We start from the raw sequence: 11753 nt of genomic DNA, 5'->3' as shown, positions 1-11753 counted from the left end.
GGAGTCAGCTGGAGCGTTCGGCGAGGGTCTCAGCGAATCGGGTCAGCGCCTCGCGCACGGTTCCGCGCGGGAGAGGCCGGAGAGCGTCGACGGCGTCGCGCGTCCACGCGTGGGCGAGCTCGAGGGTCTTCTGCGTCACGACATGGTCGCGCAACTCGTCCAACGGGCCGTCGAGGATGGCCGGGTCCGCTCCGTCGGCGATGAGGGCGACGCCGTCATCGATGCGCGCCGCGAGGTCGATAGACGCCTCGTCCCCCTCCGCCTTGAGCAGCAGATACGGCATCGTCGGAACGCCGGCGCGCAGGTCGGTGCCCGGCACCTTGCCGGTCTCCTCGGGCTTCGCGGAGAGGTCGATCACGTCGTCGAGCAGCTGGAACGCGACTCCGATCTTCTCGCCGTACACGCGCAGGGGCTCCTCGTACTCCGAGGGAGCGTTCGAGAAGATCACCCCGCCCTGCGTGGCCGCGGCGATCAGGGAGCCCGTCTTGTCGGCGAGCACCTGGATGTAGAACTCGATCGGGTCGTCGCCGTCCTGCGGTCCCAGGGTCTCGTGCATCTGACCGAGCACCAGACGCTCGAACGTGTCGGCCTGGAGACGGATGGCACGCTCCCCCAGCCGCGACATCAGCTGGCTGGCGCGGGAGAACAGGATGTCGCCCGTGAGGATCGCGATGTTGTTGCCCCACACGGCATGCGCGGCGGGAACCCCTCGGCGGCGGTCGGCACCGTCCATCACGTCGTCGTGGTACAGCGAGCCGAGATGCGTGATCTCGAGGGCCTTCGCGACGTCGATGACCTCGGTGGTGTTGCCGTCGCCGAGCTGCGCGGCGAGGAGCGTGAGCACGGGACGGATGCGCTTCCCGCCCGCCTCGTACAGGTAACGGCTGGCGGCGTCGGCCAGCGGGTCGGCGACGCGGACGTCGTCGGCCAGGCCGGTCTCGACGAGCTCCAGCCCGTCTTCGATGGCGCGCGCGACACGTCGGGCAGCAGGGCCGATGAAGACGCGATCGCTGAAGCCGAGACGGCTCGCCAGTCGCGAACCCGGGGCGATGGGGCTCGAAGTCACGTTCTCAGCCTACCTTCGTCGGATGTCGAGGTTTCGCCCGAGAGACTCACTCCGGCTTGCGCGCTCTGTGCAGGGCCACGATGCCGAACGAGAGATTGCGGTAGGCGACGTCGCTCCAGCCCGCCTCGCGAATCCAGGCGGAGAGCCGCTTCTGGTCCGGCCACTCGCGGATCGACTCGTTCAGGTAGTCGTAGGCGTCGCCGTTCGTACCGGCGACGCGGGCCACCCGCGGGAGCACCTGGGCGTTGTAGAAGCGGTAGGCGCTGCGGAAGAGCTTTCCCGGCGGGGTCGAGAACTCGTTGATCACGAGCCGTCCTCCGGGCTTGGTCACGCGGTAGAGCTCGCTCAGCGCCTTCTTCGGATCGTTCACGTTGCGCAGCGCGTACGACATCGTGACCGCGTCGAACGTCGCATCCGGGAACGGCAGATCCGTGGCATCGGCCTGCACGAACGACAGGTTGCGCATGGCGCCGTGCCGGCGCTCGCCCTCGGCGAGCATGCCGGGTGAGAAATCGGCCGCGACCACCTCGGCGCCGCTCCGCGCAAGGGACGCCGACGACGAGGCCGTGCCCGCCCCCAGGTCGAGGATCCGCTCCCCCGGCTTCGGAGCGACCGCTCGGGTGGTCGCCGCACGCCACAGCACGTCGTTGCCGAAGGTCATCGCGGTGTTCGTCCGGTCGTACCCTGCGGCGACCTGGTCGAACATGCCGCTGACGCGGGCGGGGTCCTTGCCGAGATCGGCGCGGTTCTTCTCGTTCGAGGTCACGAGTTCAGTCTAGGCGCGAGGCCCAGCGCTTCGAGGCGGTCGAGCCAGGGATCGGCGGTCGCATCGTCGAACGGCGCGACCCGGGCCCGCACCCGCTCCTCGAGGTCGAGCGCGAGGGATTCCAGATGCGACATGACATCGGTCGGGTAGCCGTAACGGGCACTGTGGTCGGCCCATTCGTCGCGGTCGTCGACCCACGTTCCCCGTTCCCCTTCCACGCGCACCACGTCGAGGTCCATGTCGATCCCGGTCGCCAGCAGCGGATCATCGGACCAGCGGATGTCCCACCCCAGATCGATGTAGATGCGCATGCCCTTGCGGTGACGGCGATTGACGGTGAGCGCATGGTCACCGCTCGACGGGACCAGGGTGACGTTCGGACCGCCCGCGTGGAACTCGGCGCCGGGGCGCACACTGTGCCAACCGACGGGCTGCCCGATCCAGTCACCCCACTCGTCGGCGCCGAGATAGACGCACTCGTGCCGCCAGTGCGGCGAGCCATCCCATTTGCGCCATTGGAAGACCATCTCGGTGCCGGGTGCAGGACGTGCGTCGCTCATCCGCTCACCCTACGACCACGCGGATCCACGCGCCCTGAGCGGCATAGGCTGGAGACGTGCACACCACCCACCTGGTCGTGGAGACCCGCGAGATCGACCCGGTCGAAGACCTCCTGGCCTACGCGGACCCCGCCCGCCCTCTTGCCTGGCTGCGCCGCGGAGACGGGATCGTCGCCGTCGGCCGACCGCTCACGGAGATCCGTCCCGCGGTCGAAGCGGGAACGTCACGCGTCGAGACCCTCGCGGCTGCCTGGCGCACCATGGCGGCGCAGTCCGAGATCACCGACCCGATGGGCCTCCCGGGCACGGGGCTCGTGGCCTTCGGGGCATTCGCGTTCGACGAGGACTCGGCCGCGGACAGCGTGCTCGTGGTGCCCACGCAGGTGGTGGGGCGACACGGCGACCGGTTCTGGCGCACCACGCTCCGCCTCGCCGGCGCTCCGGACGACCGTGACGAGCTCGTCACCCAGCCCTACGGCCCGCACTGGGCCGGCACCGTCGGCCCCGGAGCGCAGAGCCCGCAGGGATACCAGGATTCGGTGCGCCGCGCCCTCGCCCGCATCGCCGACGGAGACCTGAGCAAGGTCGTGCTGGCCCGCGACCTCACCGGGAGCATCCCGGCAGGCTCCGACCTGCGTCGGCTCGTGCGCGCCCTTTCGACCGGCTACCCCGACACGTGGGCGTTCGCCGTCGACGGGCTGATCGGTGCGAGCCCGGAGACGCTCGTCACCGTGCACGACGGAACCGTCACCGCACGGGTGCTGGCGGGAACGATCGGCCGTGGCGCGGACGCCGACGCCGACACCGCCGCATCCGCTCACCTCGCGTCGAGCGTCAAAGACCTCGACGAACACCAGTACGCCGTGCAGAGCGTGCTCGCCTCGCTCCGATCCCACACCCGGGCGCTGGCGGCGAGCGAACAGCCCTTCCTGTTGAAGCTGCCGAATCTGTTCCATCTGGCCACCGACGTCGAGGGCGAGCTGGCCGATGGGGAGAGCGCGCTCGACCTGGTGCGGGCACTGCATCCGACCGCCGCCGTTGCCGGCACTCCGACACCGGCGGCGATCGACGCGATCCGCGAGCTCGAACCCTTCGACCGCGGGCGCTATGCCGGCCCCGTGGGCTGGGTGGATGCCGCCGGCAACGGCGAATGGGCGATCGCGCTGCGCTGCGCGCAGTTCGCCGAGCGCCAGGGAGAGATCGGCGTCACGGCCTACGCGGGCGCCGGAATCGTCGCCGGCTCCGACCCGGAGAGCGAACTGCTCGAGACGCGCGTGAAATTCCGCCCCCTGGTCGACGCGCTGGCCTGACCGCGGCCGACCCTCAGCTGGCGGCGAGACGCTTCTTCTCGGCCTCGACATCGAAGTCGGCACGTGGCCACTGCGGGTCGATGTCTTCCAGGGCCGCGAGCAGCAGTTCCTGCACGGCCAGCCGGGCGTACCACTTGGCGTTCGCCGGGATCACGTGCCACGGGGCCACCTCGGTCGAGGTGCGCTCGAACACCGTCTGGTACGCCTCCATGTACTGCGGCCACAGCATGCGCTCGTCCACGTCGCCGGGGTTGTACTTCCAGTGCTTGTCCGGACGCTCGAGTCGCTCCATCAGCCGCGACTTCTGCTCATCCGGTGAGATGTGCAGCATGACCTTGACGATGCGGGTACCGGATGCCGCGACCCGGGACTCGAACTCGTTGATGGCGTCGTAGCGGCGCTCGATCTCGTCCGGCGGGGCGAGTTCGCGCACACGCCCGATCAGCACATCCTCGTAGTGGGAGCGGTCGAACACCCCGATGAACCCCGGTTCAGGCAGACGCTTCTCGATGCGCCAGAGGAAGTCGTGCGCGCGTTCCTCGGCCGTCGGCGCCTTGAACGCGGCGAGCGCGACGCCCTGCGGGTCGACGCCGCCGACGACGTGCCGCACGATGCCGCCCTTGCCGGCCGAGTCCATCGCCTGCAGCACCAGCAGCACCGCATCCTTCGCCACCCCTGCCCGGCTCTCGGCGAAGAGCCGTTCCTGCAGCACATTGAGGTCGGTGAGCCCGGCTGCGAGGTCGGAGACCCCGCGTGACTTGCCGTGGTCGTATCCGGGCTTGGCTTCGGGGTCGACGTCGGCGAGACGGAATCCCTCGTCGACTCGCAGCGTCTGCGTCCAGGTGTGCGCGTTCATACGCACATCCTGCCAGTCAACGCGCCAGTGGCACCTCGATGATCTGACGTCCACCACGAGGCGAGGTCAGGGCCTGATCCAGTGCCGTGCGGGTGGTGACCCGCTGGTACTCCCAGCCGTACGCGAGAGCGAGGTGCTCGAGGCGGACCGTGTGCGGCGTGTAGAAGGCGCGATCGAGGTCGCCGGGGCGTGCTGACGATGCGACCTCGAGAGAGTCGAAGATCGTGCCCCCGCCATCGTTGCCGACGACGACCTGCAACCGGGGCTCGGTCTCGTCAGGCGGCAGCAGCAGGGCGCCGACGTCGTGCAGGAAGGCGAGGTCGCCCAGCAGCACCCGCGTCACGCCGGGGGCGCCGGCAGCCTGACTCGCGATCGCGACTCCGGTCGCGGTGGCGATCGTGCCGTCGATGCCGGCGAGACCGCGGTTGGCATGGACGGGGACCTTCTTGCCGCCGAGCACCTGATCGGCGACGCGGACGAGCCGGGAGGAGCCGAACACCAGGCGGTCGTGCGGCCAGGTGGCGCGCCACACGGCATCGACGAGCAGCTCGCGATCGAGCGGACGGCGGACGGCGTCGAGCTCGGCCCTCACGGCTTGCCTGCGCGCCGCGAAATCGGAGGACGCCAGCGCTTCCGGATCGGGGGCGCGCTCGCTCAGGTCTACGGTCTCGGCCGCGGATGCTCGCATCCACTCCCCGAGCCAGCTGCGATCCGCGACGCCCGGAGCGACGACGACGGCGTCGACCCCCCTCGTACGGTGATTGAGGTTCAGCTCCTCGCCGCCGCGGTGCACGGCCACGACCTCGACATCCTGACGCGAGAGGAGTGCGGCGACCTCACGACTGAGTGTCGGATGCCCGAGGACGACGACCCGCTCGACGCGTCCGCCGAGATCCTCACGCGCGAGCAGTCGACGGTAGCCGTGTACGATCTGGCGTCCGAATCGCGCGCCGCTCACGATCTCGGCGATCAGCGGCCAGCCGCCGGCGTGCGCGATCTCCTCGGCATCGGGGCCGGCATCGGCCCCGGCGACCACGACGGTGCGTGGCCCGCGGTCGAGTTCGAACGGTGTGCTTCTCAGAGCCTCCGGCGCCTCGCCCGGGGTGATGGCGATCGAGGGCAGGTCGCCCGAGAGCGGTTCCCGGGAGGGAAGGTTCAGATGCACGGGTCCGGAGATCCCGCGAAGGCCGCTCTCGACCTCGCGAGCACCCATCGCCGCGGCCACGGCCTGCGCAGCGAGTCCCGACCAGTCGCCATCCCCGGGCACCGGAGCGTCCAGCTGGTCACGCACCCACGGGTGGAAGAGCCCGTCCTGGAGCGTCGCCTGGTTGGCACCGACCCCGCGCAGCTCGGGCGGCCGGTCGGCGGTGAGCAGCAGCAGCGGCACCCCGGAGTGGAAGGCCTCCATCACCGCGGGCAGCAGGTTCGCGACGGCCGTTCCCGAGGTGCACACCACCGCGGCGGGCACGCCCGTCTCACGGGCGATTCCGAGAGCCGTGAAGCCGGCGACCCGCTCGTCGATCCGGACGTGCACCCGGACGTGTCCGTCATCGGCGGCCCGTACCGCGGCGAGCGCGAGGGCCTGCGAGCGTGAGCCCGGAGACACCACGATGTGGCGCACACCCTGGGCGACGAGGTCGGCGATCAGGGATGCCGCAGCATCCATGGCCGGCGAGGAGGTCACGGGCGCTGGTCCGTGGTGGGAGGCTCGTCGGTCTCCTCGTCCAGACGGGCGAGCTCCTCCTCGAGGCGGCGGATGCGCGCATCCTGCTCGGTCTTGCTGATGCTGCGCAGGAAGGCCGGGTCGTCGTCAGGCGCGACGACCGGACGGACCCCGGGATCGTTCGCACGTCGACGGCCGATCACGAACCAGAGGATGCCTCCGATCACGGGAAGGAGCACCACGATCAGGATCCAGACGGGCTTGGACACACCGCGGTGCCGCGTCGCCGGCTGCACTGCGCAGTCGACGATGCTGAACACCCAGAACACGGCGGCGAGGAAGCCGCCGACGATCAGTAGTCTCGCCACCCTTCCAGTGTAGGCGCGCCACGGCTTCCCCGGCCCCGGGGAGGACAGAGGCGCCGTTGCTAGACTGCGCGGGAAATGCTGCCCTCATCGCCGGATCCGATGCCGCGAGCGCGGGCCGAGCGGATGCTGATCGCCCGGGTGATCACCGCCGTCGGCCTCGCGCTCCTGCTCGTGGTCGGCGCGTGGTCGACCTCGCGGGGTTCGGCCGATGTGCACGCGACGCTGTGTCTCGCCTCCGGCGTCTCGGAGTCGACGGCTGCCGCCCCGACGGCAGGTGACGCGGCAGCAGCGCCCACGATCGACGTGCTCAGCTCCGGTGTCGGGATCTGCCTGCTCGCGGTGCTCGGCGGCGTCGCGCTGGTCCTGCTGTTCCGCCGGCTCGCCGGGGGCACCCGACCGCTCGGCACCCGCGCCCCGCGCACGGCGTCGCCGAGTCGCGCGGGTCCGCGCGCCTTCGTCCCCGCCCTGACTCTCACGCAGCTCTCCATCTCCCGCACCTGACCTGCCGACGCGCGCATCGAGCCGCCCGAAAGCGGCACCCTCCCCTCGTCGTACCCGTGTGTCTGGAGACCTCATGAAGAACTCTGTCAAAGCGACCCTGATCGCCATCGCCGTCGCCATCGTCCTGCTGATCGCCGGAATCGTCTTCGCGATCAGCCAGCAGCAACCCGCCGCGCCCGCGGAGGGCGGAGAGCCGCAGCAGACCGTCCGCACCGATTCCCATGTGCTCGACGACGGGGGCGAGGGCGCCGTGACCGTGGTCGAGTTCCTCGACTTCGAGTGCGAGGCGTGCGGGGCATTCTACCCCGTCGTCGAAGACCTCAGGGAGAAGTACGACGGCAAGATCACGTACGTCGTCCGCTACTTCCCCCTGCCCGGGCACATCAACTCCACGCAGGCCGCGCTGGCCGCCGAGGCCGCCGGGCAGCAGGACCGCTTCGAGGACATGTACCGCCGTCTGTTCGAGACGCAGGCGCAGTGGGGCGAGCAGCCCGAGGAGACCCCCGCGGTGTTCCGCGGGTTCGCCCAGGATCTCGGGCTCGACATGGGCGCGTACGATGCCGCGATCGCCGACCCGGCCACCGCGGAGCGCGTGCAGTCCGACAAGGCCGACGGCGAGAAGCTCGGGGTGAACAGCACGCCGACGTTCTTCATCGACGGCGAGAAGATCGTGTTGCAGGAGTGGGATGACCTCGAGCAGGCCATCGAGAAGGCCGTGAACGGCTGACGTGGAAAGGCGGATCGCGCGGCTTCCGTGTCGAAGCCGCGCGGTCCCGCCGCACCGATATTCTGGCCGCATACCCAGGAGAGGGCCAGAATGACCATCGACATCACGACCGCCTTGCAGACGACCCACAACGCCCGCGAACTCGCCGGGATCCCGACCTCGGGCGGCGGCACGCTCGCCTCCGGTCTGCTCTTCCGATCGGACGCGCTCGCCGCGCTGACCGACGAGGGGATGCAGGCGCTGGCCGACCTCCGCATCGACACCGTGATCGATCTGCGCACCGAGGGCGAACGCGCACGCGCCGCGGATCGCCTGCCCGGCGACGGCAGCGTGACGCTCCTGACTCTGCCCATGCAGGGCGGCGCGATGGACGAGATGGTGAAGCAGCTGCTCCCTGCAGCCAACGGAGCGGGACTCTCGGTGACCCAGGTCGCCGAGGTGCTGAAGCAGGTGCCGACGTTGGAGGAGCTGTACGTCTCGATCCTGGCGGCCAGCGCCACCCCCTTCGCGACCATCGCACGGACGGTGCTCGAAGCCTCGCGCACCGAACGACCCGGCGTGCTGTTCCACTGCACTGCGGGCAAGGACCGCACGGGGCTCGCCGCCGCGATCCTGCTGCTCGTCGCCGAAGCACCTCGCGAGGCCATCGTCGAGGACTACACGCAGACGGAGAAGAATCTGGCGCGGGGTTTCGCCGAAGCCCTCACCGCACTGATCACCTCGCTCGGCGTCCCCCTCACGCCGGCCCTGAAGACGCTCGCGACCGAGGCTCCGGCATCCGCCATCGAGGCTGCGATGGACTGGATCGACGACAACCACGGCGACGTCGCGGGCTATCTGCGAAGCGGCGGTCTGACCGACGACGAGATCGCCGACCTTCGTCGAGTGCTTCGCGGGGAGTAGGAGTGCCCGCGCCCGTGCGGACGCAGCCCTCGCTACGCTGAGCGCATGACCGAGGAGCACTCCCCCTCTCCCCATCCGGTGATGGCCGTCGTCCAGCGCATTCCGGCGACGCTGACGATGGTGCTGCTGGTCATCGCGGTGGGGGTCGTCTGGAGCGGCCTCTGGGCGCCGTTCGAGGACACCGCACTTTTCCAGACAGTCGCCTACGGGCTCCCGAACCTCGCCGACGGCAAGTGGTGGACGCCCCTGACCGGCACGTTCTTCGTGAACCAGCCCTGGGTGTACCTGTTCACGATCGCAGGCTTCTGGGGTATGGGTTACCTGGAGTTCCGTCGCGGATCGCGCGTGGCGCTCGCCTACTACTGGCTCGGTCAGCTGTTCGCGATCTTCGCCACCGCCCTGCTGCTGTACGTGCTCTCGCAGTTCCCGTGGGCGTGGGCGGCGGAGCAGGCCCAGGCGCTCGACGTGGGAGCATCCGGCGGCACCATGGCGTGCATCGCCGCCGCGGTCGGCCTGTTCCGTCCGCCGTGGCGGGTGCGCGGCTGGCTCATCCTGCTCGGCTTCGTGTTCATCGCGATGCTCTTCTGGGGCAAGGTCGCCGACCTCGAGCACCTGCTCGCGGTGCTGCTGATCCTCGTCGTCGACCGATCGCTGCGGGTGCGGCACACGACGGTCCGCGAGCAGCGGCTGATCGCCGTGGTGGCGATCCTCGTCCTGGGCGCCGTCGAGATCATCACGACCTTCCTGCCCACGGACGGACCCTTCGGGCCGACCGCTCCCGCGTCGGGAGGATTCATCGACCTCGCGATCGACCTCGTCGTGATCCTCGTGCTCGTGAACGGGCTCCGTCGCGGGCGGCGCTTCGCGTGGGTGCTCGCGATCCTGCTCGGCCTGTTCAACGTCTCGGGCGCCGCGCTGGTGCTCACCCTCATCATCATCACGAGCCAGGCGGAGCTCGATCTGCGCTGGGACGGTGAGACCGAGCTCGCGATGGCCAACGGCTTCCTGTGGCTCATCATGCTCGTGTACCTGGTGTGGGTGCGACGCGCGTTCCGAGCCAAGCGCCGCGCCAAGCTGGGCATCCAGCCCGCTCCGAACGTCGATGACATGAAGCGCGAGCTGCGCACTCATGGCGGCGGAACGCTCTCGTGGATGACCACCTGGGAGGGCAACAGCTATGCCCGGGTGGCCGGCGGCATCGTCGCGTACCAGCGTCGCAACGGCGTCGCCCTGGCCCTGGCCGACCCGATCGGCCCTGCGGAGACACGCGCAGAAGCCGTGAACGATTTCATCCACGCCGTGGAGCTCGCCGGCCTCGTTCCCTGCTTCTTCAGTGCGGATGAGGCCACGCGGGCGGCCGTCCCCTCGACCTGGCGCAGCATCGTCGTGGCCGACGACACGATCGTCGACCTGCCGGGGCTGGAGTTCACGGGCAAGCGCTGGAACTCGGTGCGCACCTCACTGAACAAGGCCGGTCGCGAGGAGATGACCTTCCGCATGACGCACCTCAAAGCGGAGCCGTGGGGTGTGCAGCAGCAGCTCAGAGCGATCTCGGAGGCCTGGGTCGGAGACAAGGACCTGCCCGAGATGCGCTTCACGCTCGGTACCCTCGACGAGGCCGAGGATCCGGAGGTGCGGCTCGCCCTGGCGCTCGCTCCGAACGGCGACGTCGACGGTTTCCTCTCCTGGCTGCCGGTGTACGGCGACGACGGTGCGGTGCGGGGCTGGACCCTCGACCTCATGCGTCGCCGCGAAGACGGTTTCGGGCCCGTCATGGAGTATCTGATCGGCTCCTCGGCCAAGCAGTTCGCCGAGGAGGGGGCGCAGATCATGTCGCTCTCCGGCGCGCCCCTCGCCCACGACTACCCGCCGGATGCCGGTATGATCGCCGCCCTCAGCGACCGGCTGGCCGATGCGCTGGAACCGGTGTACGGCTTCGGGTCGCTGCATCGGTTCAAGCAGAAGTTCCACCCCCGTTACGAGACCATGTATCTCCTCTTCCGCGACGAGAGCGACCTCACCCGCATCGGTGGAGCACTCACGCGGGCGTTCCTGCCGGATGCGACGCTGCGCCAGTTCGCGGGTGCCGGGCTCGAACTCGTACGGGGCGGGAAGGACTGACGGAGCCCACGCCGCCCGAGAACGCGTCGGGTGGGTCGATCTCCGGATGGCGTCTGTTCTCCGACGGCGTGAGACCACGTGAGTACGATCGGTGTCGTGCTCGATGAAGACCGCCTCCGCTCGATGGCCGACGAACTGAGCCGGGTTCCCGGCGTGCGTGCCGTCGCATTGGGCGGCAGTCGCGCCCGCGGGACGCACCGACCCGACTCCGACATCGATCTGGGGCTCTACGTGGACTCGGATGTCGACCGCGCCGGTATCGCGCGCGTGGCGAGCGGGTGGACGGGCGAACCCGTCGAGGTCGCCGAGCGCGGCGGATGGGGACCCTGGGTCGACGGCGGCGCCTGGCTGATCGTCGACGGCGTGCCGGTCGACCTCATCCTCCGCGACGTCACCCGCGTCGGAGAGCAATGCGCTCGCGCCGTCCGCGGCGAGTTCGCCTTCCACACCCAACCGGGTCACCCCCTCGGCTTCCTCGATGTCGCCTATGCGGGCGAGGTGGCCACCAGCGTGCCGCTTCGCGATCCGGAGGGACTCCTGGTCGGTCTGGCACGGAGCGTCACCCCCTATCCCGCGGCGCTGCGCGAGGCGTTCCTCACGAGCCTCTGGCAGGTCGACTTCCTGCTGAACGCGGCGGTGAAGGGCGCGAAGGCGGGAGACGTCGCATACGTCTCCCTCTGCGGAACCACGACGGCCATGCTGACCGCGCACGCCTGGCACGCCGCCGCCGGGAACTGGGTGACGAACGAGAAGGGGCTGGTGCCGAACGTGGCACGCCTCCCGATCGACTCGGCGGGATTCAGCGCGTCGGCGGCACTGGCACTCGGGAATCTCGGCACGACGCCGGAGGAGTTGCTCGCGTCGATCACGCGGCTGCGGGAGCTGCCGCGTCCGGCAGCTCCCGCAACCTGA

General features: G+C 70.0%; 12 protein-coding genes. 6 read left to right on the top strand and 6 right to left on the bottom strand.

Annotated features, from left to right (window positions below):
* Positions 1 to 4 precede the first annotated feature (4 nt).
* Genes GLO27_RS15195 through GLO27_RS15185 form a run of 3 tightly spaced genes read right to left on the bottom strand, consistent with a single transcriptional unit; the run spans position 5 to position 2392 of the window.
* The gene (locus tag GLO27_RS15195) at positions 5 to 1066 is read right to left on the bottom strand and encodes a polyprenyl synthetase family protein (RefSeq protein WP_021201139.1); all 1062 of its coding nucleotides are present in this window, start codon (positions 1064 to 1066) and stop codon (positions 5 to 7) included.
* A gap of 46 nt (positions 1067 to 1112) precedes the next feature.
* Positions 1113 to 1832, bottom strand: coding sequence for a class I SAM-dependent methyltransferase (locus GLO27_RS15190; protein ID WP_029258220.1), 720 nt, complete (start codon positions 1830 to 1832; stop codon positions 1113 to 1115).
* Positions 1829 to 2392, bottom strand: a complete 564-nt coding sequence (locus GLO27_RS15185) for a hypothetical protein (protein WP_167255591.1) — start codon at positions 2390 to 2392, stop codon at positions 1829 to 1831. Before GLO27_RS15185 ends, GLO27_RS15190 begins: the two co-directional genes overlap by 4 nt.
* 56 nt (positions 2393 to 2448) lie before the next feature.
* Here GLO27_RS15185 and GLO27_RS15180 point away from each other — a divergent pair, with 56 nt between their 5' ends.
* The gene (locus GLO27_RS15180) at positions 2449 to 3702 is read left to right on the top strand and encodes a chorismate-binding protein (RefSeq protein ID WP_167255589.1); all 1254 of its coding nucleotides are present in this window, start codon (positions 2449 to 2451) and stop codon (positions 3700 to 3702) included.
* 13 nt (positions 3703 to 3715) lie between these two features.
* On the opposite strand, the gene GLO27_RS15175 is transcribed toward GLO27_RS15180, so the two are convergent.
* The 3 genes from GLO27_RS15175 to GLO27_RS15165 are packed head-to-tail and all read right to left on the bottom strand — an operon-like array spanning position 3716 to position 6589.
* The gene (locus GLO27_RS15175) at positions 3716 to 4558 is read right to left on the bottom strand and encodes a polyphosphate kinase 2 family protein (RefSeq protein ID WP_167255587.1); all 843 of its coding nucleotides are present in this window, start codon (positions 4556 to 4558) and stop codon (positions 3716 to 3718) included.
* Between the two features lie 16 nt (positions 4559 to 4574).
* Positions 4575 to 6224 carry a 2-succinyl-5-enolpyruvyl-6-hydroxy-3-cyclohexene-1-carboxylic-acid synthase gene (gene menD, locus GLO27_RS15170; protein WP_051668168.1) on the bottom strand — a complete coding sequence of 550 codons (1650 nt, stop codon included), beginning with the start codon at positions 6222 to 6224 and terminating at the stop codon, positions 4575 to 4577.
* A 14-nt stretch (positions 6225 to 6238) separates the two neighbouring features.
* On the bottom strand, positions 6239 to 6589 hold the full coding sequence (locus GLO27_RS15165) for a PLD nuclease N-terminal domain-containing protein (protein ID WP_167255585.1): 351 nt from the start codon (positions 6587 to 6589) through the stop codon (positions 6239 to 6241).
* A 75-nt stretch (positions 6590 to 6664) separates the two neighbouring features.
* Between GLO27_RS15165 and GLO27_RS15160 the strand changes: the two genes are divergently transcribed.
* The 5 genes from GLO27_RS15160 to GLO27_RS15140 all read left to right on the top strand — a co-directional run bounded on the left by GLO27_RS15160 (position 6665) and on the right by GLO27_RS15140 (position 11753).
* Positions 6665 to 7090, top strand: coding sequence for a hypothetical protein (locus GLO27_RS15160; protein WP_243844841.1), 426 nt, complete (start codon positions 6665 to 6667; stop codon positions 7088 to 7090).
* A gap of 73 nt (positions 7091 to 7163) precedes the next feature.
* Complete coding sequence (locus tag GLO27_RS15155) at positions 7164 to 7817, top strand: thioredoxin domain-containing protein (RefSeq protein ID WP_167255583.1); 654 nt, start codon at positions 7164 to 7166, stop codon at positions 7815 to 7817.
* A gap of 90 nt (positions 7818 to 7907) precedes the next feature.
* On the top strand, positions 7908 to 8720 hold the full coding sequence (locus GLO27_RS15150) for a tyrosine-protein phosphatase (RefSeq protein ID WP_167255581.1): 813 nt from the start codon (positions 7908 to 7910) through the stop codon (positions 8718 to 8720).
* A gap of 45 nt (positions 8721 to 8765) precedes the next feature.
* Complete coding sequence (locus tag GLO27_RS15145) at positions 8766 to 10841, top strand: DUF2156 domain-containing protein (protein WP_167255579.1); 2076 nt, start codon at positions 8766 to 8768, stop codon at positions 10839 to 10841.
* A gap of 96 nt (positions 10842 to 10937) precedes the next feature.
* The gene (locus GLO27_RS15140; RefSeq protein ID WP_031207988.1) at positions 10938 to 11753 is read left to right on the top strand and encodes a nucleotidyltransferase domain-containing protein; all 816 of its coding nucleotides are present in this window, start codon (positions 10938 to 10940) and stop codon (positions 11751 to 11753) included.

Source organism: Microbacterium sp. Be9 (assembly GCF_011754135.1).
In the GTDB taxonomy this organism is placed as follows: Bacteria; Actinomycetota; Actinomycetes; order Actinomycetales; family Microbacteriaceae; genus Microbacterium; species Microbacterium maritypicum_A.
The sequence above is the reverse complement of the archived record's forward strand: the minus strand, read 5'-3'. Positions and strand labels throughout refer to the sequence as shown.

What these genes read in the sequence shown, in the direction of transcription:
- GLO27_RS15185 (WP_167255591.1), bottom strand. Translation starts at nt 2,392, where the DNA reads ATGAGCGACGCACGTCCTGCACCCGGCACCGAGATGGTCTTCCAATGG.
- GLO27_RS15175 (WP_167255587.1), bottom strand. Translation starts at nt 4,558, where the DNA reads ATGAACGCGCACACCTGGACGCAGACGCTGCGAGTCGACGAGGGATTC.
- GLO27_RS15155 (WP_167255583.1), top strand. Translation starts at nt 7,164, where the DNA reads ATGAAGAACTCTGTCAAAGCGACCCTGATCGCCATCGCCGTCGCCATC.
- menD (WP_051668168.1), bottom strand. Translation starts at nt 6,224, where the DNA reads ATGGATGCTGCGGCATCCCTGATCGCCGACCTCGTCGCCCAGGGTGTG.
- GLO27_RS15145 (WP_167255579.1), top strand. Translation starts at nt 8,766, where the DNA reads ATGACCGAGGAGCACTCCCCCTCTCCCCATCCGGTGATGGCCGTCGTC.
- GLO27_RS15150 (WP_167255581.1), top strand. Translation starts at nt 7,908, where the DNA reads ATGACCATCGACATCACGACCGCCTTGCAGACGACCCACAACGCCCGC.
- GLO27_RS15160 (WP_243844841.1), top strand. Translation starts at nt 6,665, where the DNA reads ATGCTGCCCTCATCGCCGGATCCGATGCCGCGAGCGCGGGCCGAGCGG.